The sequence below is a fragment of the Bradyrhizobium retamae genome, from assembly GCF_001440415.1.
GTDB lineage: Bacteria > Pseudomonadota > Alphaproteobacteria > Rhizobiales > Xanthobacteraceae > Bradyrhizobium > Bradyrhizobium retamae.
In genome coordinates this window covers 118,289-140,487 of record NZ_LLYA01000112.1, presented here as the reverse complement: position 1 = coordinate 140,487, position 22,199 = coordinate 118,289, and the positions used below count along the sequence as shown (strand labels likewise).

The window sequence follows — 22,199 nt, the reverse complement described above, 5'->3', positions numbered from 1 at the left end:
CCCCGCTAAAGGGCGGGGAGAGGGAGCTACACCGCCTCCGTCGCATGCTCCCGCGCAAACTCCCCGCCGGGGATCGAGTCGAGCAGCGCGCGCGTATAAGGATGCTGTGGATTGCCGAAAACCTCCGCCGCGCGTCCGTGCTCCACCACCTCACCATCCTTCATCACCGCGACAAGGTCGCAGATTTGCGCGGCGACGCGAAGATCATGTGTGATGAAGACGATCGAAAGCCCGAGCCGCATCCGCAATTCGGCGAGCAGCTTTAACACCTGCGCTTGCACGGAAACATCGAGCGCCGACACCGGCTCGTCCGCCACCAGCACGTCCGGATTCAGCGCCAGCGCCCGCGCAAGTCCGATGCGCTGGCGCTGGCCGCCGGAGAATTCGTGCGGATAGCGGTCCCTGGCGGAAGGATCCAGCCCGACCAGCGCGAATAGTTCTTTCGCATCCGCAATCGCCTTGGCGCGCGGCGTGCCGTGCACGATTGGTCCCTGCGCCACCAGCTCAGCCGCCTTGCGGCGCGGATTGAGCGAGGCGAACGGGTCTTGAAACACCATCTGGATATGCCGCGTCTCGCGGCGGACCTCTTCACGCGGCATTTTTGCCCAGTCGCTGCCATCGAGCACGATCGATCCGGTATCGGGATCGATCAGCCGCACGATGCAGCGCGCCAGCGTCGATTTGCCCGAACCGGACTCGCCGACGATGCCGAGCGTCGCACCGCGCGGCAGGTTGAGCGACACGTTCTTCACGGCCGCCGTCACCCGCGCGCCGCGCCCGAGAAAACCGCCGGTGCGATAGGTCTTCGAGACATCGGTGATCGTCAGGATGTTGTCAGAGGCAAGCGCCCGCGGGGGAGGTGCGTTCAGTGGTGGTACAGCGGCGATGAGCTGCTTGGTATAGGCGTGCTGTGGATGGTGCAGCACGTCGGAAGCCGTACCCTGTTCGACGATGACGCCGTGCTGCATCACCGCCACGCGGTCGGCAATCTCGGCGACAACGCCGAAATCATGGGTAATGAACATGACCGCCGTCCTGCGGCGCCGCTGCAGGTCGCGGATCAGTTCTAGTATCTGCGCCTGCGTCGTGACGTCGAGCGCCGTGGTCGGCTCGTCGGCAATCAGGAGTTTCGGATCGAGCGCCAGCGCCATCGCGATCATGGCCCGCTGGCGCTGCCCGCCGGATAGCTCATGCGGATAGGCCTTTGCCGCCAGCTTCGGATCGGGAATGCGGACGTCGGCGAGCAGCGCCAGCACTTTCGCGCCTATCTCCGCCTTTGACAGTTCGGTATGGATCGAGAACATCTCGGCGATCTGGTCGCCGATGGTGCGCAGCGGATTGAGCGCCGTCATCGGCTCCTGGAAGATCATCGCAATGCCGGCGCCGCGTACCTCGCGCATTTCAGCAACCGAAGCTGCGCAGAGGTCGCGGCCCTCGAATAGCATCCGGCCGCCATCGATCGTTACCTCATTGGGCAACAGCCGCATGATCGCATTCGCCATCATCGACTTGCCGGAGCCGGATTCGCCGACCACGCAGAGGATCTCGTTGGAAGCGATTTCCAGCGACACGCCCGATAGCGCATGCGCTCTATCCGCGCCGCCGGGCAGGCGAACGCTCAAGCGATCGAGCAAGAGGATGGTATCTTTCGCGCTCATCGGCCTTTCAGCCTCGGATTGAGCGCATCATTGAGGCCCTGGCCGACCAGCGACACCGCGAGCACGGTAACGAGGATGGCGATGCCGGGGATTGCTGACACGTACCACTGCACCCGCAGCACATCGCGGCCGAGGCCGATCAGATTGCCCCAGGACGCCACGTTGGGGTCCGACAGCCGCAGGAAAGCGAGCGCGCTTTCGAGCAGGATCGCGACCGCCATCACTACGCTGGCGTAGACAATGACGGGCGGCAGCGCATTGGGCAGGATCTCGCCGAAAATGAGCTGGATATTCTTCATGCCGAGTGTCCGCCCGGCCTGGACGAATTCGCGGTTGCGCAGCGACAAAAACTCCGCGCGGGTCAGCCGCGCCGGCGCCGGCCACGACACCACGCCGACGGCGATCGTGACCGTCGTCAACGTCGAGCCGAACACGGCGACCAGCACCAGCAGCAGCACGAAGTTCGGCAGCGTCTGGAACGCCTCGGTAATCCGCATCAGGACATTGTCGACCCAGCCGCCGTAGTAGCCGGCGAAGGCGCCGACCAGGATGCCGATCAGGATCGCAATTGCGGTTGCAACGCCACCGATCAAAAGCGATATCCGCGCGCCATAGAATATCTGCGCGGCGATATCGCGTCCTGAATTGTCGGTGCCGAGCAGGAAGCGGGGGTTGGAGAACGGCCAGACCAGCGGCCGGCCGGCGAGCGCCAGCGGATCGCGCGGGTAGAACCAGCCGGCCGAGATCGCCATCGCGATCACGATCAGGAGCAGGATCAGGCCCGCGACCGCGGCGGGACTTCGGAAGTAGCGCTTGACCGCGTCCACCGCGCTAGCCCTCCGCCGTGATGCGTGGGTCGAGCCGCGCATAGATGAGGTCGACGATGAAGTTCACGGTGATGACGAGCAGCGCGGAGACGAAGACGATGCCCAGCAAGGTATTGAGGTCGCGCTGCACCACCGATTCATAGGCAAGCCGCCCGAGCCCCGGCAACGAGAACACGCTTTCGACCACCACCGATCCGCCCAGCATGGTGCCGGCCTGCAATCCAATCAGCGTCACCATCGGCAACAGCGCATTGCGCAGCACGTGTCGCGTCACCACGTGCGTCTCGTCGAGGCCCTTTGCGCGCGCGGTGCGGACGTAGTCGAGGTTGAGCACTTCCAGCATCGAGGCGCGCATGATGCGAAGGTAAATGGCGAGAAAGATCAACCCGAGGGTGAGCGTCGGCAGCACCAGGTGACTTGCGATATCGAGGGCTCGCCAGATGCCGGTCCGGACCACTCCGATATCCTCAAAACCACCGGGCGGCAGCCATTGCAGATAGACCGAGAACACGACAATGGCCATCAGGCCGAACCAGAACGAGGGCGTGGCGTAGAAGATCAGGCCGAGCGTGGAGATTAACGTATCGGGCCAGCGGTTGACGCCGCGCGCGGCGATCACGCCGAACACGAGCCCGAAGAAGAACGCAAACGACAGCGACGCGGTCATCAAAAGGATCGTCGGCGGCAGCCGTTCCAGGATGACCGAGGCCACCGGCTTGCCGTAGATCGAGGAGAAGCCGAGGTCGAGCCGCACCAGCCGCCAGAGGTAATTGCCGAGCTGGGCCGGGATCGAGAGGTCGAGCCCGTAGAATTTGCGCAGCTCCTTGGCGGTCGCGGCATCGCCGCCGCCCATCTGCGCCATCATGGCATCGACGGTGTCGCCCGGTGCGAACTGCAGCAGCAGGAACACGCCGATCAGGATCAGGATCAGGGTCGGGATCGAGGCGGCAAGCCGCCGCCCCGCAAGGCTGAGGATGCGCATACGCCTATCTTGACGGATATCGGCTTAAGCCGAAAGCCAAAGATCGTGCCAACTCGTCGATCCCCAGCGCGGGGTGTTGGAGTGGTTGCGTGCCTTCGCCGTAATCGTGGTGACGAAAATCTGCTCGATCGGCATCCAGACCGGCAGCTCCGTGTTCACTTCCTTGACGAACTGGGCGTAGAGCGCCTTGCGTTTGGCCGGATCGATTTCGGTCGCGGCATCATCGATTGTCTTGTCTACGTTCTTGTCTTGCCAGCCCCACTGGTTGGTCCAGGGCGCGCCCTTCGGCTGGCCCGAGCGATACCAGACCGTGGTCGAGACCGCGGGATCGTTGCGATACTGGTGCCAGCCGGTGGCGATATCGAAAGCGTGCTCGTCATAGACCTGCTTGAGGAAGCCGCCGCCGTCGTTGCGCACGATCTCGACGGGAATGCCGATCTCGCCGAGCGATTGCTGGATGAAGGTCGACCACAGCGAGATGTCCTCGCCCCACGGCGCAGGCAACAGTCTTAGCGAGAAGCGCGTGCCTCCACGTGCCGCCTTGAAACCGGCTTCGTCGAGCAGCGCTGCGGCCTTGGCCTTATCGTAAGGATATTGCGGCGTGTTCGGCCCGGGATAGAAGTCCGTCGAGGTCGAGGGGATCGGCCCGGTGCCAAGCTTGGCGAAATCGCCGAGAAAGTTCTCGATGAAGAACGGCACGTTGATCGCATGGGCAATCGCACGGCGGACGCGGATGTCGGACAATTCCTTGCGGCGGAAGTTGAACTCGAGCGTATTGGTCCGCGCGTTGCCTTCATTGCCCTTGGTGGAGACGATAAAGCGCTTGTCCTTCGAAAGCCGGGCCAGGTCCGAGAGCGTTAGTCCCGAGAACGGCGAGTAGTGCAACTCGCCGGCCTCCATCTGCGCGGCCGCCGCAGATCGGTCGGTGATCACGCGCCAGACGATGCGGTCGAGATAGGGAGCGTTCGGACGCCAGTAATTCTCGTTGCGGTCGGCGATGATGTATTGCCCGCGCTCATACCTGACGAACTTGAACGGGCCGGTGCCGACGGGTGCGAGGTTGGTCGGGTTCTGCCTGATGTCGCCGCTCTCGTAGAGATGCTTGGCCGAGACGTAACCGAGGTCGGGCAGGGCGCGGAGCAGCAGGTTCAGCGGCATCGGCCGCTCATATTTGAAGATCGCGGTCTGGGCATCAGGCGTTTCGACGGCGGTGAGGAAGAGCTGCAGCGTCGATCCGTAATTGAGGATCTTCTTCCACATGTTCATGGCGGTGAATTCGACGTCAGCCGAGGTGAACGGCTTGCCGTCGTGCCAGGTGATGTCCTTGCGCAGCTTGAAGGTCACGGTCTTGCCGTCGGGCGCAGCTTCCCAGCTCTCGGCGAGCACGCCGACCGGCCGGCCGTTGGCGTCGAGATCGACGAGGTTTTCCTGGATCTTGCCGCCGATGATGTAGACGCCGGTGGAGGCCTGGATGCTCGGATTGAGCTGGCGCTGCTCGGCGCCGTAATGGACGTTGAACACGCCGCCCTTGCGCGGCGTTTCCTGCGCGAAGGCCCGCATCGGATTGACAACGTTGGCCGCGATGGCTGCCGACGTCAGCAGCGCGGTGCGGCGATTGATCTCAAGGCGCGTCAAATCCATGCGTAGTCTCCGAACACGATATTGATGGCAGACCGTTCACGCGTCCGCCTTAAGGGCGATGTTACGATGGAAGACCAACGCGAGTCATTTTCAAATCAACGCGCAGAGCGGAAAATCCTTCCAGAAAACAACGTGCTTACTGGCCGATCAGTCTGTGCATTTTGTCGTGTCAGAGGGCAGATCACGGCTCGCCCCGATAGAGGCAAAGACGCGAGGGCAGTCTCAGATTGTCCTGAATCGGGGCCTCGGGGCGCGCTGATTCCCCATAAAAATAGGCCCCGGACGGCCTCCGATGCTAAAAACCCCGGAAAAATTGGACGAATCACTGCAACTCGACTAGCGAGATAGTTGTGCAGAATGTCGGAAACCCTGTTTTTTAGGCGTTTTCCGCCATATCGTCGCCTGTGCCAGAATCAATGGAGCAACCATGGCCACCCAAATGTCTAAGTCGCAGCTCATCGAGAAGATCGCGACCACCACCGAAGTTTCGAAGAAAGAGGTCAAGAGCGTGATGGACACGCTCGTTGACGTCGGCCACAAGGAGCTGAAGAAGAACGGGGTGTTCCTCGTTCCCGGCTTCGCGAAGTTCGTCGTGGTGAAGAAGCCGGCGACCAAGGCTCGTAAGGGCACCAACCCCTTCACGGGCGAGGAAATGATGTTCAAGGCCAAGCCGGCCCGCAAGATCGTCCGGGCCCGCCCGGTCAAGGCCGCCAAGGACGCGGTTTAAGAAGAGCGAAAAGGCCCCTGGCGACGGGGGCCTTTTTGTTTTACCTCGCCCCGCTCTTGCGGGGAGAGGTCGCCGCGCTTACGCGGCGGGTGAGGGGCGCGCTCTCCGCTTACTCCGATCTTTCGAATTTGCCGAAACAGCCCCTCACCCCAACCCTCGCCCCGCAAGAGCGGGGCGAGGGAGAAGATGCAGCAGCGCAGCTCGCTCTTACACCACCGGCGACCGCCCGCCATCGACATTGATGGCGGTGCCGGTGATGAACGAGCCCTGATCGGAAGCGAGGAAGCAGGCCAAATTGGCGAATTCCTCCGCTGTGCCGATGCGCCCCAAAGGCGTGCCCTTGGCGAGATTCTTGGCAAACACCTCGAAATCCATATCGGGTGCCTGCGCGGCGTGGCGCTTGACCCATTGATCGCTCATGATCAGGCCGACCAGCATGGCATTCACCAGGATGTTGTGCTCGCCGCCTTCGCTCGCCATCACCTTGGTCAGCGCCATGCCGGCCGCCCGTGAGACCGAGGTCGGCGCCGAGGAGGCAGCCGGCGCCTTGGCGTAGGTGTTGAGCACGTTGATGATGCGGCCCCATTTGCGCGCCTTCATGCCCGGCCAGACCAGCCGGCTGAAGCGGATCGCGGCGAATAGTTTGAGATCGAGGTCTTCCTGCCAGGCCTCGTCGGAGATGTTCTCGAACGCCATCGTCCGCGCGGTGCCTGCATTGTTGATGAGGATGTCGACCGGGCCGAGGTCGGCGACAATCCTTTCATGCGCATTGCCGATGCCTTTCGCCTTCGAGACGTCGCAGACGTAATCGCGGACCTCCAGTCCGTCCTTCGCAAGCAGCTCCCGCGCTGCCGTCAGGTCGGCTGCGCCGCGCGCGAGGATCGCCACTTTGGCGCCGGAGGCGGCAAATCGCCGCGCGACGGCGAGGCCAATGCCTTTGCTGCCGCCGGTGACGACGGCGACTCTGTCCTTCATCGTGACTTGCATGTGGTTCTGCCTGTGAATTGACCCGGGAACGGGTCGAGTGACCCCCATTGTTGCCGTACCTCATCGCAGCGTCAACGCGCGCTCTTGCACGATGACGAATCCGTGAGGGGCGGAAATACCATCCGTGTTGGCCGGCACTTTCGAAAAGGATTTTCCCCGTTTGCCGCCACCGGGAACGGCAATGTTGCTATTTTTCGAGCGCGCCTTGTGGGGCTCGGCGGCCGCGCCAAGATCAAGCAGAACAACAATGGAGTCCAGGAGACCACCATGGGCCTGCAGCAAGCAAAACTCGAATCGCTTCCCTTCGTCACCGCCGAGCTGAACTATCTCGCGCCGACGCCGGGAAAGCCCCGCACCTACGCTTTCGATCCGCCGCCGGGCGAACCCAAATCCACCGCGCTGCCCGAACCGCACAACGTCCCGATCTTCGACGCGCGCCTGATCGCGGCAAACCTTTCGCTCGACCGCGAAGGTTTTGCGCTGGTCCGCCATCCCACCATCGTCAGGAATTTCTATGACGATAAGGAAGTGAGGAACGTCTACTATCCCGCCGTGGAAGCCTTCCTGAAGGCGACGCTCAAAGCCGACCGCGTCTTCATCTTCGATCACACCGTGCGCAAGCGCGTGGAGGGCGCCGCCGATATCAGGGGGGCCGGACCGCGCCAGCCGGCTACGCGGGTCCATGTCGACCAGACCGATAAATCAGGCGCCAGCCGCGTGCGCGAACATCTGCCGGATGAGGCCGACGAGCTTCTGAAGGGACGGGTGCAGGTCATCAACGTCTGGCGGCCGATCCGGGGTCCGTTGCGCGATGCGCCGCTGGCGATGTGCGACGGCCAGACGGTCGAGCCGGGCGATCTCGTCGCTTCCGACCTGATCTATCCGAACCGCAGCGGCGAAACCTATTCGGTAAAATACAACCCGAACCATCGCTGGTACTACATTCCGGAAATGCGGACCGACGAGGCGTTGCTGTTGAAGTGCTACGATTCCGCAACCGACGGCCGCACGCGGTTCGGGCCGCATACCGCCTTCATGGATCCGACAACGCCGGCCGATGCGCCGCCGCGCGAGAGCATCGAACTGCGAACGCTGGTGTTCCACAGGAATTGATCGCTGCGAGCGGGCGGATTCGCGTTCTCACCATATTGGTGCTACCTCGCCCCGAAACAGTTTTGGGGCGAGACGGCTCATGGACGACGGCAAGGCCGACGGTGCGGATGTCAATTTCCGCGCCCTGATTTTTGCGCTGCTGGCGCTGGCCTGCGGTCACATGCTGTCGACGCTGCTGCGAACCATTCCGGCCATCAGCCTCGACGTGATGGCGGCCGATTTTAAAACGCCCTCGCAGACGCTGGCGAGCCTTACCTCGATCTATCATTTTGCCTTTGCCGCTTCGCAGATTCCGGTCGGCGCAGCGATGGATCGGTTTGGCGTGCGGCCGGTGTCGCTCAGTCTGCTGGCGGGAACCATCGTCGGCGCGCTGGCGTCGGGTCTGGCCACCGGACCGGAGGGCTTTCTGTTCGGTCAATTCCTGCTCGGGGTCGCCACCTCGGGTATGCTGATGTGCCCGATGACGCTGGCGGCGAAACAGATGTCGGCGGCGCGCTTCGGTTTGTGGTCCGGCATCATTCTATCGATCGGCAATATCGGCATGCTGCTGTCGTCGAGCCCGCTGGCCCTGGTCGTCGAGCAATGGGGATGGCGGGCCGGATTCTGGATCTCCGCCGGCTTCGGAGCTGTGGTGGCGGTGGCTGTGTTCGCGCTGGTGCCGAAGCAACCGGCCGCGCATGCCGACGACTCCTCGCCGTTATCGCAAATGGCCGAGGTGCTGCGCATCGGCCTGTCGCGACCACTGCGCGGCCTGATCGCGCTGTCGCTGGTCTCGCTGGCGGTCTCGCTGGTGTTGCGCGGATTATGGGGCGGACCGTGGCTGATGGAGGTCAAAGGGCTTGGCCGCATCGAAGCCGGCAACGCGCTCGGCCTGTTCACGCTCGCGTTGATCGTTGGTCCCCTCCTGATGGGCATCCTCGACCGCAATATCGGCCACCGCCGCGAGGTGCTGGCCGCCAGCCATTGCTTCGTAGCCGTGTTGCTCGCGCTGATGGCGGCGGGCGCGCCGTATTATCCGCTTTCGGAACTGTTCGGGATGACCGCGATGCCGCCGCGACTTGACACCGTGCTGCTGGTCATGATCGGCATCGCGATATCGGCTCAGCCGCTGCTCTTCGGCATGACGCGGCAATTGGCGGGCGCGCAGAGCGCCGGCAAGGCGCTCTCCGCCGTCAACCTCGCGTTCTTCCTCGGCGCCGCGCTGATGCAATCGGCAACCGGCGTGGTCGCGGCGGTGCTGGGCCTGCCCGCGGTGCTGCTGTTCATGGCGGCGGCCTTGATCGTGGGGACGGTGGTATTTTTGCTGTACACCTAGGATGGGCGGAGCGGAAGCGATACCCATCAATGCCAGCCTCCCGTGTTGTGATGGGTTTCGCAAGAGCTCAACCCATCCTACACTCTGATGCTGAACAACTGACAACGGGTAACAATGTCCGCCAGGATCGATCCCATCACGCGCTCCGTCGTCCAGCACCGCCTCAGCTCGATCGTGAAGGAGATGGGTGAGGCGATGCTTCGCACCTCCTATTCGCAGATCCTCAATTCCAGCCGCGATTTTTCGCTGGCGATCTGCGACACGAGCGGACGACTGATCGCGCAGGCCGATCACCTGCCGGTTCATGTCGGCGCGCTGCCATGGGCGACGCTCGCGGTCGAAGAGCGCTTCAAGGACGTTAAGCCCGGCGACGTGATCCTGCTCAACGATCCCGATTATGGCGGAAGCCATCTGCCTGATTTGACCGCCTTCGTGCCGGTGTTCGACGGCGAGCGGCGGCTGCTCTGGACCATCGTGCGTGCGCACCAGAGCGACATCGGCGGCGCCACCCACGGCGCTTATAACCCCGCCGCGACCGAGATCTATCAGGAAGGGCTGCGCGTTCCGCCAATCAAGCTCTATGAAGCGGGCAAGCTCCGCGACGATCTGCTTGACCTGCTGGCGCTGAACATTCGCAATCCCAGAGAATTCCGCGGCGATCTCGCGGCGATGCTCGGCGCGGCGCACCTCGGCGAGCGGCGGCTGTCGCGACTATTCGCCGAGTTCGGCGCGCCGGTGGTCGAGGCCGCCGTCGAGGCCATCCTCGACGCCACCGAGCAGCAGACCCGCGCGGTGGTCTCGACCTGGAAGGACGGCGTGTTCTACGGCGAGGCATTTCTCGACGATGACGGCCATGGCCGCACCGATATCCGCATCGCGGCGAAGGTGACCAAGAATGGCAGTGACGTCGAGGTCGATCTCTCCGACTCCGATCTGCAATCGACCAGCTTTGTGAACTCCTCGCACGCCAACATGCAGGCCGCGGTCGCGATGGCCTTTGCCTATCTGATCGATGCGGAAATCCCCAAGAACACCGGCGCGCTGCGTCCGCTGAAGGTAATTGCGAAACAGGGCACCGTGGTGTGGGCGGATCCGGGCCGGCCGGTAACGCTGTGCACCAGCCATCCCTCGAATGAAATCGTCGAAGCCATCGTGAAAGCCCTGTCGGCGTCCTGCCCGGAGCGCGCAATGGCGGGCTGGAGCAGGCGTTTTCGCATCGCAATTCAGGGTGAAGACCCGCGCACGGGAAAGAATTTCATCTGGCACCTGTTTCAGGCGCGGCCGGGCGGCGGCGCGTCGTCCGGCGGCGACGGCTGGTCGTCGATCGGCGAGTGGCACTCGGTCGGCGGGCTGAAGTTCGGGAGCCTGGAGGTCGCCGAAGTGCGCTTTCCCCTGCATTTCCGCATGCATGAATTCCGCCCCGGCTCCGGCGGCGACGGACAGCATCGTGGCGGCCTCGGCGTGTCGCTCGATCTGGTGCTGGAGACGGAAAAGCCTGCGAAGGGCAATACCGCCGGCGACGGCGCGCGCCACGGTCCGTGCGGCATGCTCGGCGGTGAGGACGGCACGCCGCATCACTATCGTCTACTCTCCGAGGGCCGCGAGCCCCGCGTGTTGCGTACCAAGGAAGTCGGCATCGAACTGCGCCCCGGCGATTGCCTCGAAATCCGTTCTTCCGGCGGCGGCGGCTGGGGGCCGCCTGCGAAACGATCGGCGGAGGCGCGGCGGCGCGACCGCGAGCAGGGCTTCACGGAAGTCCCGGCGGAGCGGGCGTCCTCATGATGTTCAGGATAGGCGTTGACGTCGGCGGGACCTACACCGATCTCGTGGCGACTGACGAGACCGGCCGCACCGTGTTTGCGAAATCGCCGTCCACCCCGGCGGATCAATCGCTCGGCGTGATGGCAGGGCTGGAAGAATTGGCGCGGCGGCTCAACGTCACGCGCTCGGACATGCTCGCGGCGACCGATCGCCTCGTGCACGGCACGACGGTCGCGACCAATGCGCTGCTGGAGCGCAAGGGTGCAAAAGTGGCGCTGATCACCACCGAAGGTCATCGCGACGTCATCGAGATGCGCGAAGGCCTGAAACCGGACCGCTACGATCTGCGCTCACCGCCGCCGGCGCCGCTGGTGCCGCGCGATTTGCGTTTCGGCGTCAAGGAGCGGCTCAAGGCCGACGGCAGTGTCCTTATTCCGCTCGACCCAAAGTCGCTCGACAACGCAATTGCCGGCATCAGGCAATCGGGCGCGACCTCGGTCGCGGTGTGCTTTATGCATTCCTATCTCAACCCGGTTCACGAACTCGCCGCCGTCGAGCGCTTGAGGCAGGCGCTGCCGGACATCAGCATCTCGCGCTCCAGCGACGTGCTGCCGCAGATCAAGGAATATGAACGGGTCTCGACCACGATCGTGAACGCCTATGTCGAGCCGATCGTGCGGCGCTATCTGACCAATCTCGAAGCGCGGCTCGGCGAGGCCGGCTTCAAGGGCAGTCTCTTCGTGGTGCTGTCGCATGGCGGCATGGCGCCGGTCGAGGAAGCTTCGCGCCTTGCCGCGGGCACGGTGCTGTCGGGCCCCGCGGGCGGCATGTCCGGCGGACGGCGCTGCTCCGACTTGGTCGGCATTCCCGATCTGGTGCCGTTCGACATGGGCGGCACCTCCACCGATATCTCGCTGATTTCTGGGGGACAGGTCTCGCTCTCCGCAGACGGCATGCTGGCCGGCCAGCGCATCGCGCTGCGCAGCCTCGATATCGCGAGCATCGCCGCCGGCGGCGGCTCGATCGCGAGCGTCGATGCCAGCCGCACGCTCCGTGTGGGGCCGGAAAGCGCGGGCTCGGTACCGGGCCCGGCCTGTTACGGCAATGGCGGCGAGGCCGCCACTGTGACCGACGCCAATGTCGTGCTCGGCTATCTCGACGCCGCAGCCTTCATGGGCGGCAAGCGCCGGCTCGACCGCGCGGCGTCGGAACTGGCCGTCGACCGCATCGCGGCAGCGATGGAGCTGTCGCGCGTCGAGGCCGCCGCGGGCATCTACCGCATGATCAATCTGAACATGGCCGACGGCATCCGCCTGATGACGCTGCGCCGCGGCGTGGATCCGCGAAAATTTGCGCTGTTGAGTTTCGGCGGCGCGGCGGGCCTGCACGCGGCGGAAGTCGCGCGCGAACTCGAAATCAAGCGCATCATCGTGCCGACGGTGGCGTCCGTGCTGTCGGCCTGGGGCATGCTGACCAGCGATCTCCGCTACGAAGTCAGCCGCACGCATTATGGTGCCGGCGCGCGCATCTCCGCTGATGAAGTGCGCGCGCTGTTTGCCGGGTTGGAGCAGCAGGCCGCCGGCCGGCTGCGCTCGTGGTTCAACGGTCCAGTGTCGATCGAGCGCTCCGACGAAATGCGCTACGGCGAGCAGATCTTTGAGATTGACGTCTCGCTCGACGGCCTAGACTGGAACGCGCCCAATCTCGTGGACCACATCGAAGATCGTTTCCATATCAGGCACGAGGAGCTCTACACCTATGCCTCGCGTGGCCAGGAGGTCGTCTTCGTCAACGCCCGCGTCGCCGCCATCGGCGAAGTCCAGCGGCAGGACGAGCGCGCGCGCGAGGCCGCATCATCCAGCGCCTGTTCGCCGCATAGCCGGCGGCAAGCCTTCTTCGGCGGCTGGCGCGAAGTCCCGGTCTACGCCCTCGACGAGCTGCAGCCGGGCCATACGATGACGGGGCCGGCGATCATTGAAGCCGAGACCACCACGGTGCTCGTCGACACTGGCGACCGCGTCACGGTCAACGCGCTTGGTTGGCTGGATATATCGTTGCAATGATACGTAGCCCGGATGAGCGAAGCGATATCCGGGGCCGGCCGTTGTCCCGCATGTCGCGGAGCCTGTCATCACCGCGCGAGCGCAATTGCGCTCGTCGCGTGGCGCGCATTCGTGCGACCCGTTGGCTCGGGCGGGCTGCGTCGCTGCTCAAATCGGTGCATTACCGATTTCGGCCCCTACATGGCCAATCTCGACCATGCACACGGCCAAGACCCAATTCGTTCGCCAGCCACAACGGAACCGTTGCCTCTTGAGGCCCTTCGCGTATCACCGGCACTACGGGCCCGCCGCATGGATCGACCCGGTCGTCCTCAGGGCGATAACGATATCGCGGAACGATATTGTAATCCCAGTAGGGAGTTGGCCTTACGACGGGCACCCTGATGATGGGCCTTTCCCGTGGTTCACGAACGACTTGGGCCGTCTGCGCATGCGCTGCGGTACCAAACGTGCCCAGGTTACACAGGACCAGGGCCGTTCCCAAAGCTACGATCGTTATCCTCATGCCTCGACCTCCTTGCCACACATTGCTTAGACGCAACTCGGATATCCAGCGATGTTCGAATTCGTGCCGCTGCTGAGGGTATATCGGACATCAAACACGCCTGAACCGCAACGTCTCATTTTATGAAGACTGGCGACCCATTTGGCGCGGCAATGCCGCGCCGCCAACATTTCATTTTAACAACCTGAACTCCCGCGCTATCATCGTCATCGCTGGGTGGCGTCACGAGCTCTGAACAGCTCGGGTTCGAGGGCCGCGTTGATGAAAACAAGAATAGAATGGCTGTCAGCAGCCTTCTTCGCATTGTGCTTGGGATCGATACTGGCCGCCCCGCAGCCGGCCCGGGCTGCCGGCGTGACCGACACCGAAATCCGCATCGGCAACATCATGCCCTACACCGGGCCGCTGGCCGCCTTCGCCTCGATCGGCAGGGCGGAGGCAGCCTATTTCGACATGATCAACGAGCGCGGCGGCATCAACGGGCGCAAGATCAGATTTATCTCCCGCGACGACAGCTCGAATCCGAAAACGGCGGTCGAGCATACCCGTGATCTCGTCGAGCAGGAACGCGTGCACCTGATGTTCGGATCGTTCGGCACGCCGGGCAATCTGGAGACGCGAACCTATCTCAACGAGCGGAATATCCCGCAGCTCTTTGTCGCCTCTGGCGACGAGGAGTGGGCGCATCCGAAGCGGTTTCCCTGGACGATGGGCTGGCAGCCGACGTTCCGGGCCGAGGGGCGCATCTACGCCAACTACATTCAAGCTGCCTATCCGAGCCGGAAGATCGCCGTGCTCTGGCAGAACGATCAGTTCGGCCGCGATCTGTTCCGGGGATTGGAGGAGGGGCTCGGCATCACCGCCAACATGATCGTCGCCGATATTGCCGTCGATGCGGACATGTCAATCGATACCCAGGTCGACATCCTCAAGAACTCCGGCGCCGAAGTGCTCGTGCTCAATTGTGCGCCGCCGATCGCGGCGCGTGCGATCCGTAAGGCGGCTGAACTGGGGTGGCATCCGGTGTTGTTGCTGGTCAATGCGGCAGCGTCGATCGCGAACGCGCTGCGACCGGCGGGGCTTCAGAATTCCGTCGGCGTGATTTCCACCTCGTTCCTGAAGGATGCCAGCGACACCACCTGGAAAAATGACCCCGCCATCAAGGAGTGGCTCGCCTTCATGGACAAGTACTATCCTGACGGCGACAAGGACGACAGCAATGCCATCTTCGGCTACGCAGCAGCCGAGACGCTGGTGCAGGTATTGACCCAGTGCGGTGACGACCTGTCGCGCGAAAACATCATGCGGCAGGCGGCGTCGCTGCGGAACTACCGGAGCACGGTCGCATTCCCGGGAATAACGATCAACACCAGCCCGACCGACTTCCATCCGATCGAGCAGATGCGCCTGGTGCAGTTCGACGGCAACTCATGGCAGCCAATCGGCGATGTCATCGAGAGCGCGTTCCTGGGCGTGCCGGGCGATAAGTGAGCGACGACCATGTAGGATGGGTGGAGCGAAGCGATACCCATCAGTGTCTTGCGCAGTGGTCGATGGGTATCGCTGCGCTCCACTCATCCTACGCGGTATCGGCCACTACTTCTTCTGCCCGTAATTCAACAGCCCGCCCTTGCTCTTCGGCGGATGGGCGCGCAGGCCTTCCTCGTTGGGTTCGGTGCCCCATCCCGGACGATCCGGCATCACGAGGTGGCCGTCGACGATCTCGGGCACGTGGGTAAACAGTTCATGGTCCCACGCCAGGCGATCGATGTCGGTTTCCATGATGCGCAAGTTCGGCACCGCGGCGGAAAAGTGCGCGTTCTGCATGGTGCAGAGATGGCCGTAGAAATTATGCGGGGCTACGTTGACCTCGAAATGCTCGGCGGCCGCGGCGATCTTCATCGATTGCCACACCCCGTTCCATGGCGTGTCGACGATCGCGACATCCATCGCCTGTTCGTTGAAATAGGGCAGGAACTCGCGCAGGCCCAAGAGCGTCTCGCAGGATGACACCGGATGCGGGCTCTGGCGGCGGATGTAGCCCAGCGCCTGCGGGTTGAAGGTGTCGATCTCTACCCAGAACAGATCCATGTCCTTGATGGCGCGCAGTATCTTGAGGTAGCCCTCGGTCTTGGCATTGAAGTTGAGGTCCAGCAGCAGATCGACGTCGGGGCCGGCGCCGTCGCGGATTGCCTCCAGATGCATGCAGAGATTGCGCAGCACCTTGCGATCGACGTTGATCTCGGGTTCGAACGGCGAACCAAAGCCCGGCCGCCAGCCTTGCGGCTTGCCGTCGGTGTAAACGAAGATGTTGGTCTTCATCGCCGTAAAGCCTTTTTCGCGTACCTCGCGGCCGATCGATTTCACACCATCGAGACCGGTAATCGCGGGCTTGAACCAGTCGGGATGGTTGATGCGCCAGGTCGCGCAGTGCGACCAGTAGACCCGGATGCGGTCGCGGATCTTGCCGCCGAGCAGTTCGTAGCAGGGCACGCCGAGCGCCTTGGCCTTGACGTCGAGCAACGCGTTCTCGAGAGCCCCAAGCGCCAGCGCCACCACGCCGCCGGCGGCCGGGCGCGTCGCGGCGAACAGTTCGGCGTAAATCCGCTCGTGCTGGAACGCGTTCTTGCCGACGACGCGCGCGCCGAGCCGCTCGATCGCCGCCGTCACGCCGGGCGCGCCAAAACCCTCGTCGTACTCGCTCCAGCCGACGATGCCGTCCTCGGTCATGATCTTGACGAAGTGGTAGTTCCGCCATCCGGCGTCGCAGGCGAGCGTTTCGACGCTTCTAACGGTGGTGGCTTTTTTCATGATTTCCTGCCCCGGGCTTGTTGTTGTGGTTGGCTGATAACAACAATGGATCGGCGGGGAGGTCAATTGCGAGGAAGCGCATAGGCTAGAGCAGGGCCTGCATGGTTGCCCGGCGATGCGAAGCATCGTGCGGAGACGCGGCCGAAGGTCCGGCAAACCTACGGAGCAAATAGCGTCGGCCTCCGCCGGTCGAACACCTGCCGCCCGTTCTTGAATCCCATCAGCACATCAGGCAATTCCGCAATCGCGTTTATCCCGCTGTCGGTATCGAGAATGATCAGGTCCGCCGGATTGCCCACAGCGACGCCGTAGTCGCGCAGGTTCATCAGCCGTGCCGGAAGCTCGGTCACGAGATCGAGGCAGGCGTCGAAATCGCTGATCCCGGCATGCGCGACATTGGCGTAGAAATTCGCCATCCGCAGCAGCGAGGCGTCGCCGAACGGCGTGAAGGGATTGAGCACATTGTTGGTCGCCACCGAACAGAGAACGCCATCTTCAACCAACTTGTGCGCCACCGTCAGCCCGCGCGGCGCGTTATGCGTGGCGTCGCGGCCCATCAGATAGAGATCGGTCGCGGGCAGCACGGTGACGGCGACGCCGGATTTCGCCAGCCGCGCCGTTGCCGCCTTCAGCCGGTCCGGCGGCAGCGCCGATAATTTGGTGGCGTGACCGATCGCGACGCGACCCTGATAGTTACGCCGCTCGGTCTGCCGGCAGACCTCGTCGAGATGCCACCAGGACGGATCGAGATCGAAGTCGAGGTGCAGGTCGATATCGACATCGAATTGCCGCGCGAGATCGAAAATCCTTTCGAGATGCGCGTTCGGATCGGTGTCCATATAGGGGCAGCCGCCGATCACTTCGCCGCCGTCGCGCAGGGCCGCAATGAGCAGTTCCTCGGCGCCGGGATCGTTGGTCAGGCCCTCCTGCGGAAACACGCAGATCGAAAGATCGAGCGCCCAGGCATAATCGCGCTTGAGCGCCTTCACCGCCTCAAAACCGCGCAAGCCGATCCGCGGATCGATTTCGACATGGGTACGCATCCGCGTCGTGCCATGCACGATGGCGCGCTCGATCACGCGCGCGCCGCGGGTGTAGACGTCTTCCACCGTGAAATCGCGCTTCATCGCGGCGACCGCGGCGATGGCTTCGCTGACGCTGCCGTGGTTGTGCACGCAGCGGCCGAGCAGGCAGGCCTTGTCGAGATGGATGTGGGTGTCGACGAAGCCGGGCAGGGCAAGCTTGCCGCCGACCTCGATTTCGGCTGCTTCGCAGGCAAGCCGGGGTTCGATGGCCACGATACGCCCACCTGCGGTGCCGATATCGACAGGCGTCGCCAAGGTTCGCGTCCTGGCGTTGCGGAAGATCAGGTCAAAGGCGGTTTTGGTGTTCATCAGGCGTCGGGCTGGAGGAGGTCTCAACCTATCGGAAGCGGGGGCGCCGGGCAGCTCCAGATTGTGTGCAATTGGAAGCTTAACTGTTCAAAATATGTGCATGCAGTTTGCGGGTCGGACTGTAGTATCCCTGGCATCAGGAGAAGCCGCCATGTCTGTCGCCGCGAAAGCCGAAGCGAAGGGAATGTCCGACGCCGAGGTGGTCAAAGCCTATCTCACGGCATCGATGATCCCGGATCCCGATGCGGCCGCGGCCTACATGAAGCCGGGCACGATCATCACCTTCACCGGCGGCCGCGAGTTCGACCATCCCCGCGGGCCGACCGGCTTCAACGCGCGGCGTTATCGCTGGGTCAAGAAGAAGATGGACCGCTTCGACGTCTGCCCGGGCGCCGAGGAGACCGTCGTCTACAGCATCGGCACGCTCTATGGCGAATGGCTCGACGGCACGCCGTTCAAAGGCAATCGCTATGTCGATCGCTTTGTGGTCAGGGGTGGGCTGATCGTGAAGATGGATGTCTGGAACGACAGCGCCGAGCGGATTTTGGTGCAGATGGGGATTGAGGCGTGACCGGTGCAGCCTTCGTCATTGCGAGGAGCGAAGCGACGAAGCAATCCATCTCACCGCACACGTGGAGAGATGGATTGCTTCGCGGAGCCTGTCATCCGGCGGCGCTTCGCGCCGACCGGGTGGCTCGCAATGACGGCGTGGGAACTACCTCGCCCTGACCACCTTCGGCAGCTTCACCACGCGCTCACTTTCACCTTCCTCCGCATAAGGCGCCAGAATATCCAGCAAATCGCGGCCGCGCGGCGGGGCGGGGGCCACCAGCGCGCGGCTGGCCACCGAATCCAGATGGCTGTGCATCAGGCTCATCACCTTGGACTCGTCGCCCTTGACTAGCGCGGCGATGATTGCGCGATGCTCGTTGATCGCGCATTCGGACGAATGCGGACGGCTGTAGAGCGATAGCGTCAGGCAGCAGCGATAGGCGACCTCGCTGACGTAACGCACCAGGATCGGGCTGTTCGTCATGTTGGCGAGCAGGATGTGGAATTCCGTCGCGAGGCGGATAGACACCGCATCCGAGCCGTCGCGCGCGCGGTCCTCGGCATCGACATGGGTGTTGAGCTCGGCAATCTGGCTCTTGGTCAGCTTGCCGGCGAGTTGCCGCACCACCAGGCGCTCGAGTTCGATCCGGATATCAAAGGCATCGCGCGCTTCCTGCCAGCTCGGCGTCGCCACCACGGCGATCCGGTTGCGGCGCAGCTCGACAAGACCTTCCGCGGCCAATTGGCCCAGCGCATGCCGCGCAATGGTGCGGCTGACGCCGAACCGCTCGCCGAGCGAATCCTCCGGCAATTTCGCGCCGGGCGCCAGCGCCTGCTCGATAATGGCGCGGCGCAGCGCGCGGCAGATCACGCCGACCTTGTCGGATGGGACAGCAGTCTTGCTGGCGGGGCGGGGCGCCATCGGCGAATCCTGACGGGTGCTTCGAATGGGTCCTCTTATCACAATTGCCGACTGATCGTGCGCCTCAATTGCATGCACTTTGAGTGTCGAACTGCACAAAAGGAATCCGCCGGATCGGGCGGCAAACCGCCGGCCCGTTGATTCCAAAGGCAAGTTTGGCTGGCATCCGGCTTGCATGCACTTCTAGCCATGATGCGCATGCAACCACATTCCGAATTTCAGGGCGCGCCGGTTCCGGGCTCCGCAGCTCCGATCGCGATCGAACTGTCGGAGGCTTCCGTCACCTTCGGCCGCGGCCCCCGCGCGGTGCCGGCCCTCTCCACGACAAGCTTGCGGATCGCCGATGGCGAGTTTGTCGCGCTGGTCGGGCCGTCCGGCTGCGGCAAGTCGACCATCCTGCGGCTGGTGAGCGGCCTGGTGCTGCCGACGACGGGCGTCGTCATCGTCGGTGGCCGGGAAGTCGCCGCCCGCGCTTTACGCGTCGGCATGGCGTTCCAGAATCCGACCATGCTGCCGTGGATGTCGATTGAGCGGAACATCATGCTGCCGCTCAAGATCGTCGAGCCGTTTCGCTCGCAATTCCGAAGGCTGCGCAAAACCGAATTCCGCGACAAGGCCAATGCGCTTTTGGAGCAGGTTGGCCTCAAGGGGTTCGGCAACCGCTACCCCTGGCAACTCTCCGGCGGCATGCTTCAGCGCGCCAATCTGTGCCGCGCGCTGATCCACGAGCCGCGCATGCTGCTGCTCGACGAGCCCTTCGGCGCGCTCGACCAGTTCACGCGCGAAGAGCTGTGGTCGATCCTGCAGGACCTCTGGATCGCGCACAAGCCGACCGTGCTCTTGGTGACGCATGATCTGCGCGAGGCTGCCTTTCTCGGCAGCCGCATCTGCGTAATGAGCGCGCGGCCCGGCCGCATCCTCGACGACAGCCGGGTCGATTTCGCCCGCCCACGCACCGTGGCCATGACCTTCGAGCCGGATTTCGTGGCGCTGAACCAGAAATTGCGCGCGTTTATCGTCGATGCCAGAACGGCTTCCGCGCAAGGGGTAGCCTGACATGCCCGAGTTCGATTATCGCCAAAAAGCCCGGTCGGCGGCACTGATCGTGCTGTTCTTCGTCGCCTGGGAATTGTTCTGCCTGATATCAGGCATGTCCGACCTGGTGCTGCCGCGTCCCTCGCAAGTATTCGTCACGCTGGTCGAGAAATTCCCCATCCTGTGGCCGCACATCCTGCAGACGCTGGCGACGACGATGATCGGGTTTGTTCTCGGCGTCGGGCTCGGCGTCGTATTGGGCGCGGTGATCGGCGTCTCGAAAACTGCGTATGACACGGCCTATCCGCTGCTGGTTGGATTTTCCTCGATTCCGAAAGTCGCCGTCGTGCCGATCTTCGTGCTGTGGTTCGGCTCCGGCTCGGTGCCGGCAGTGCTGACAGCGCTCTCGATCTGCTTCTTCCCGATCGTGGTCAACATCGCGACGGGGCTGGCGACGACCGAACCCGAACTCGAAGACGTGCTGAAAGCGCTCGGCGCCAGCAAGTTCGATATCCTCTGGAACGTCGGCTTGCCTCGCACCATGCCGTTCTTCTTTGCCTCGCTGAAGGTCGCGATCTCCTACGCCTTCGTCGGCGCGGTACTGTCGGAGACCGTCGCCTCGAACCGCGGCATCGGCAACGTGATGATGACCGCGTCCTCGAATTTCAACGTGCCGCTGGTGTTCGCCGGCCTGTTCGTGCTCGCCGGCCTCGGCGTCGCGCTCTACGTGATCTTCTCGGTAATCGAGGGGCGCGTCACCGGCTGGGCCACCCGCAAGAACGACATGGTCGCCACGTGAAGGTTTTCGCCAACCGCCATCCAACCCTTATCGAGGAGAATACGATGTTAGCCAGAGTAAGCGCCGCGCTGTTGGGAGTTGCCTTGTTCGCCGGTGCCGCCAGCGCCCAGGAAACCACGATCAAGTTTACGCTGGGTTGGAAGACGCAAGGCTCGGATGCCGCGTTCTTCTATGCCAAGGACAACGGCTTCTTCAAAGAGGAAGGCCTCAACGTCGTGATCGACCAGGGTGAGGGCTCCGGCGCCACCGTGACGCGCATCATGTCGGGCGCCTACGACGCCGGCTTCGGCGACGTCAACGCGATCATCCAGAACGCCTCCACCAAGCCGCAGGACGCGCCTGTAATGGTCTACATGATCTGGAACCAGCCGCCGTTCGCCATCGTCACCAAGAAGACCAGCGGCATCAACACCATCAAGGACTTTGAGGGCCGCACGCTCGGCGGCGCGCAGGGCACGCCGACGACCCGCTTGTTGCCGGTGTTTGCCAACAAGAACAAGCTCGAGGGCGAGAAGATCAAGATCTCCAACATGGCGCCGAACCTGCAGGAGCCGATGCTGATCAAGGGCGATATCGACGCGGCTCTCGTGTTCAACATCACGAGCTACTTCAACCTGGTGCTGAACCGCCAGGATCCCGACAAGGACTACAAGTGGTTTTCGTTTGGCGATTATGGCCTCGATCTCTATTCCAACGGCATGATGGTGTCGCGCAAGCTGCTGGCGTCCAATCCCAAGGCCGTCGCCGGCCTCGTCCGCGCCGTCAACAAGGCCGTGATCGCGATCGCCAAGGATCAGAATGCGGGCATGAAGGCCGCGCTGAACTATGACAATCTGATCAATGCCGAAGTCGAGAAGCGCCGCCTGCAGTTTTCCTTCGACAAGCTGATCGTCTCGCCCGAGATGAAGGAGATCGGCGTCGGCGATGTCAAGGACGACCGCATGGCCCGCGCCATTGGCATCATCGTCGAAGGCTACCAGCTCGCCCGCGCGCCGGCGCCCTCGGAGATTTTCTCCCGCGAATTCCTGCCGCCGCGCGCCGAGCGGGAGCTGGTGTATACGGCGAATTGAGTCGGGTGCTTCAGGCCGTCATTGCGAGGAGCGAAGC

At 63.4% G+C, this 22,199-nt stretch carries 19 protein-coding genes; 10 read left to right on the top strand and 9 right to left on the bottom strand.

Annotation, left to right across the window (positions count from 1 at the left end):
* Positions 1–26: 26 nt before the first annotated feature.
* Genes CQ13_RS12905 through CQ13_RS12890 form a run of 4 tightly spaced genes read right to left on the bottom strand, consistent with a single transcriptional unit; the run spans position 27 to position 5,108 of the window.
* A complete protein-coding gene (locus tag CQ13_RS12905) occupies positions 27–1,658 on the bottom strand; it encodes an ABC transporter ATP-binding protein (RefSeq protein ID WP_057843251.1) in 1,632 nt (543 codons plus the stop codon).
* Positions 1,655–2,485 (bottom strand): ABC transporter permease, encoded by an 831-nt coding sequence (locus CQ13_RS12900; protein WP_057843250.1) that lies wholly within the window; start codon positions 2,483–2,485, stop codon positions 1,655–1,657. Before CQ13_RS12900 ends, CQ13_RS12905 begins: the two co-directional genes overlap by 4 nt.
* A 4-nt stretch (positions 2,486–2,489) precedes the next feature.
* A complete protein-coding gene (locus tag CQ13_RS12895) occupies positions 2,490–3,467 on the bottom strand; it encodes an ABC transporter permease (RefSeq protein ID WP_057843249.1) in 978 nt (325 codons plus the stop codon).
* Between the two features lie 24 nt (positions 3,468–3,491).
* Positions 3,492–5,108, bottom strand: a complete 1,617-nt coding sequence (locus CQ13_RS12890) for an ABC transporter substrate-binding protein (protein WP_057843248.1) — start codon at positions 5,106–5,108, stop codon at positions 3,492–3,494.
* Between the two features lie 427 nt (positions 5,109–5,535).
* On the opposite strand from CQ13_RS12890, the gene CQ13_RS12885 reads away from it, so the two are divergent.
* Positions 5,536–5,835 (top strand): HU family DNA-binding protein, encoded by a 300-nt coding sequence (locus CQ13_RS12885; RefSeq protein WP_057843247.1) that lies wholly within the window; start codon positions 5,536–5,538, stop codon positions 5,833–5,835.
* A gap of 207 nt (positions 5,836–6,042) precedes the next feature.
* Here CQ13_RS12885 and CQ13_RS12880 read toward each other — a convergent pair whose 3' ends face one another.
* The gene (locus tag CQ13_RS12880) at positions 6,043–6,810 is read right to left on the bottom strand and encodes an SDR family oxidoreductase (protein ID WP_245309155.1); all 768 of its coding nucleotides are present in this window, start codon (positions 6,808–6,810) and stop codon (positions 6,043–6,045) included.
* A gap of 72 nt (positions 6,811–6,882) precedes the next feature.
* On the bottom strand, positions 6,883–7,104 hold the full coding sequence (locus CQ13_RS42905) for a hypothetical protein (RefSeq protein WP_156433647.1): 222 nt from the start codon (positions 7,102–7,104) through the stop codon (positions 6,883–6,885).
* Here CQ13_RS42905 and CQ13_RS12875 point away from each other — a divergent pair.
* From CQ13_RS12875 to CQ13_RS12855, 5 genes are all read left to right on the top strand, one after another.
* Complete coding sequence (locus tag CQ13_RS12875; RefSeq protein ID WP_057843527.1) at positions 7,090–7,935, top strand: CmcJ/NvfI family oxidoreductase; 846 nt, start codon at positions 7,090–7,092, stop codon at positions 7,933–7,935. The two genes, CQ13_RS42905 and CQ13_RS12875, sit on opposite strands and share 15 nt — an antisense overlap.
* A 79-nt stretch (positions 7,936–8,014) precedes the next feature.
* Positions 8,015–9,250, top strand: coding sequence for an MFS transporter (locus tag CQ13_RS12870; protein ID WP_057843245.1), 1,236 nt, complete (start codon positions 8,015–8,017; stop codon positions 9,248–9,250).
* Positions 9,251–9,364: 114 nt separating this feature from the next.
* Positions 9,365–11,032 (top strand): hydantoinase B/oxoprolinase family protein, encoded by a 1,668-nt coding sequence (locus CQ13_RS12865; protein ID WP_057843244.1) that lies wholly within the window; start codon positions 9,365–9,367, stop codon positions 11,030–11,032.
* A complete protein-coding gene (locus tag CQ13_RS12860) occupies positions 11,029–13,074 on the top strand; it encodes a hydantoinase/oxoprolinase family protein (protein ID WP_245309154.1) in 2,046 nt (681 codons plus the stop codon). The genes CQ13_RS12865 and CQ13_RS12860 overlap by 4 nt, the downstream gene beginning before the upstream one ends.
* Before the next feature lie 766 nt (positions 13,075–13,840).
* Positions 13,841–15,070 (top strand): ABC transporter substrate-binding protein, encoded by a 1,230-nt coding sequence (locus tag CQ13_RS12855; protein WP_057843243.1) that lies wholly within the window; start codon positions 13,841–13,843, stop codon positions 15,068–15,070.
* Between the two features lie 105 nt (positions 15,071–15,175).
* Here the strand turns inward: CQ13_RS12855 and CQ13_RS12850 are convergent, their stop codons facing one another.
* Both CQ13_RS12850 and CQ13_RS12845 read right to left on the bottom strand, forming a co-directional pair.
* On the bottom strand, positions 15,176–16,390 hold the full coding sequence (locus tag CQ13_RS12850; RefSeq protein ID WP_057843242.1) for a mandelate racemase/muconate lactonizing enzyme family protein: 1,215 nt from the start codon (positions 16,388–16,390) through the stop codon (positions 15,176–15,178).
* A 158-nt stretch (positions 16,391–16,548) separates the two neighbouring features.
* Positions 16,549–17,784, bottom strand: a complete 1,236-nt coding sequence (locus CQ13_RS12845; RefSeq protein ID WP_057843241.1) for an amidohydrolase family protein — start codon at positions 17,782–17,784, stop codon at positions 16,549–16,551.
* Between the two features lie 151 nt (positions 17,785–17,935).
* Between CQ13_RS12845 and CQ13_RS12840 the strand changes: the two genes are divergently transcribed.
* The gene (locus tag CQ13_RS12840; RefSeq protein WP_057843240.1) at positions 17,936–18,355 is read left to right on the top strand and encodes a nuclear transport factor 2-like protein; all 420 of its coding nucleotides are present in this window, start codon (positions 17,936–17,938) and stop codon (positions 18,353–18,355) included.
* A gap of 144 nt (positions 18,356–18,499) precedes the next feature.
* Here the strand turns inward: CQ13_RS12840 and CQ13_RS12835 are convergent, their stop codons facing one another.
* Positions 18,500–19,258, bottom strand: coding sequence for a GntR family transcriptional regulator (locus CQ13_RS12835; RefSeq protein ID WP_057843239.1), 759 nt, complete (start codon positions 19,256–19,258; stop codon positions 18,500–18,502).
* Between the two features lie 192 nt (positions 19,259–19,450).
* On the opposite strand from CQ13_RS12835, the gene CQ13_RS12830 reads away from it, so the two are divergent.
* The 3 genes from CQ13_RS12830 to CQ13_RS12820 are packed head-to-tail and all read left to right on the top strand — an operon-like array spanning position 19,451 to position 22,162.
* The gene (locus CQ13_RS12830) at positions 19,451–20,314 is read left to right on the top strand and encodes an ABC transporter ATP-binding protein (protein ID WP_057843525.1); all 864 of its coding nucleotides are present in this window, start codon (positions 19,451–19,453) and stop codon (positions 20,312–20,314) included.
* Position 20,315: 1 nt separating this feature from the next.
* Positions 20,316–21,092: an ABC transporter permease gene (locus tag CQ13_RS12825; protein ID WP_057843238.1), complete on the top strand. Its 777-nt coding sequence runs from the start codon at positions 20,316–20,318 to the stop codon at positions 21,090–21,092.
* Positions 21,093–21,136: 44 nt separating this feature from the next.
* Entirely contained in the window at positions 21,137–22,162 is a 1,026-nt protein-coding gene (locus CQ13_RS12820; protein WP_057843524.1) for an ABC transporter substrate-binding protein, read from the top strand.
* Positions 22,163–22,199 lie beyond the last annotated feature (37 nt).

What these genes read in the sequence shown, in the direction of transcription:
- CQ13_RS12825 (WP_057843238.1), top strand. Translation starts at nt 20,316, where the DNA reads ATGCCCGAGTTCGATTATCGCCAAAAAGCCCGGTCGGCGGCACTGATC.
- CQ13_RS12875 (WP_057843527.1), top strand. Translation starts at nt 7,090, where the DNA reads ATGGGCCTGCAGCAAGCAAAACTCGAATCGCTTCCCTTCGTCACCGCC.
- CQ13_RS12840 (WP_057843240.1), top strand. Translation starts at nt 17,936, where the DNA reads ATGTCTGTCGCCGCGAAAGCCGAAGCGAAGGGAATGTCCGACGCCGAG.
- CQ13_RS12905 (WP_057843251.1), bottom strand. Translation starts at nt 1,658, where the DNA reads ATGAGCGCGAAAGATACCATCCTCTTGCTCGATCGCTTGAGCGTTCGC.
- CQ13_RS12855 (WP_057843243.1), top strand. Translation starts at nt 13,841, where the DNA reads ATGAAAACAAGAATAGAATGGCTGTCAGCAGCCTTCTTCGCATTGTGC.
- CQ13_RS12885 (WP_057843247.1), top strand. Translation starts at nt 5,536, where the DNA reads ATGGCCACCCAAATGTCTAAGTCGCAGCTCATCGAGAAGATCGCGACC.
- CQ13_RS12820 (WP_057843524.1), top strand. Translation starts at nt 21,137, where the DNA reads ATGTTAGCCAGAGTAAGCGCCGCGCTGTTGGGAGTTGCCTTGTTCGCC.
- CQ13_RS12880 (WP_245309155.1), bottom strand. Translation starts at nt 6,810, where the DNA reads ATGAAGGACAGAGTCGCCGTCGTCACCGGCGGCAGCAAAGGCATTGGC.
- CQ13_RS12860 (WP_245309154.1), top strand. Translation starts at nt 11,029, where the DNA reads ATGATGTTCAGGATAGGCGTTGACGTCGGCGGGACCTACACCGATCTC.
- CQ13_RS12890 (WP_057843248.1), bottom strand. Translation starts at nt 5,108, where the DNA reads ATGGATTTGACGCGCCTTGAGATCAATCGCCGCACCGCGCTGCTGACG.
- CQ13_RS12895 (WP_057843249.1), bottom strand. Translation starts at nt 3,467, where the DNA reads ATGCGCATCCTCAGCCTTGCGGGGCGGCGGCTTGCCGCCTCGATCCCG.
- CQ13_RS12845 (WP_057843241.1), bottom strand. Translation starts at nt 17,784, where the DNA reads ATGAACACCAAAACCGCCTTTGACCTGATCTTCCGCAACGCCAGGACG.
- CQ13_RS12835 (WP_057843239.1), bottom strand. Translation starts at nt 19,258, where the DNA reads ATGGCGCCCCGCCCCGCCAGCAAGACTGCTGTCCCATCCGACAAGGTC.
- CQ13_RS12870 (WP_057843245.1), top strand. Translation starts at nt 8,015, where the DNA reads ATGGACGACGGCAAGGCCGACGGTGCGGATGTCAATTTCCGCGCCCTG.
- CQ13_RS12850 (WP_057843242.1), bottom strand. Translation starts at nt 16,390, where the DNA reads ATGAAAAAAGCCACCACCGTTAGAAGCGTCGAAACGCTCGCCTGCGAC.
- CQ13_RS12830 (WP_057843525.1), top strand. Translation starts at nt 19,451, where the DNA reads ATGCGCATGCAACCACATTCCGAATTTCAGGGCGCGCCGGTTCCGGGC.
- CQ13_RS12865 (WP_057843244.1), top strand. Translation starts at nt 9,365, where the DNA reads ATGTCCGCCAGGATCGATCCCATCACGCGCTCCGTCGTCCAGCACCGC.